Raw genomic sequence first — 522 nt, 5'->3', positions numbered from 1 at the left:
AGGCACCGCCCCGACGGGACGATCGCGTACGCCGAGAACCCGCCGAAGAAGTACCAGGACATCTACCCCATCGCCTTCGACGCCGACATGGACGGCCTGGTCGCCGAGACGGTTCGCGTCCTGCGGCACTGGATGAGCCACGGCGTGCGCATCTTCCGCGTCGACAACCCGCACACCAAGCCGGTGGTGTTCTGGGAGCGGGTCATCGGGGAGGTCAACCGCAAGGACCCGGACGTGATCTTCCTGGCCGAGGCGTTCACCCGGCCGGCGATGATGGCCACGCTCGCCCAGGTCGGCTTCCAGCAGTCGTACACCTACTTCACCTGGCGCAACGGCAAGCAGGAGCTGACCGAGTACCTGACCGAGCTGTCGGGCGAGGCCGCCGCCTACATGCGGCCGAACCTCTTCGCCAACACCCCCGACATCCTGCACGCCTTCCTCCAGCACGGAGGGCGCCCCGCGTTCGAGGTGCGGGCCGTACTCGCCGCCACCCTCTCCCCCGCCTGGGGCGTCTACAGCGGC

General features: G+C 68.8%; 1 protein-coding gene. It reads left to right on the top strand.

The genetic code is table 11. The annotated features are described in order from the left end of the window. On the top strand, positions 1-522 hold a 522-nt coding region (locus JK359_RS38580; RefSeq protein ID WP_504739961.1), incomplete at both ends, for an alpha-amylase family protein.

Origin of the sequence: Streptomyces actinomycinicus, from assembly GCF_016741775.1 — a bacterium.
In the GTDB taxonomy this organism is placed as follows: domain Bacteria; phylum Actinomycetota; class Actinomycetes; order Streptomycetales; family Streptomycetaceae; genus Streptomyces; species Streptomyces actinomycinicus.
The sequence above is the reverse complement of the archived record's forward strand: the minus strand, read 5'-3'. Positions and strand labels throughout refer to the sequence as shown.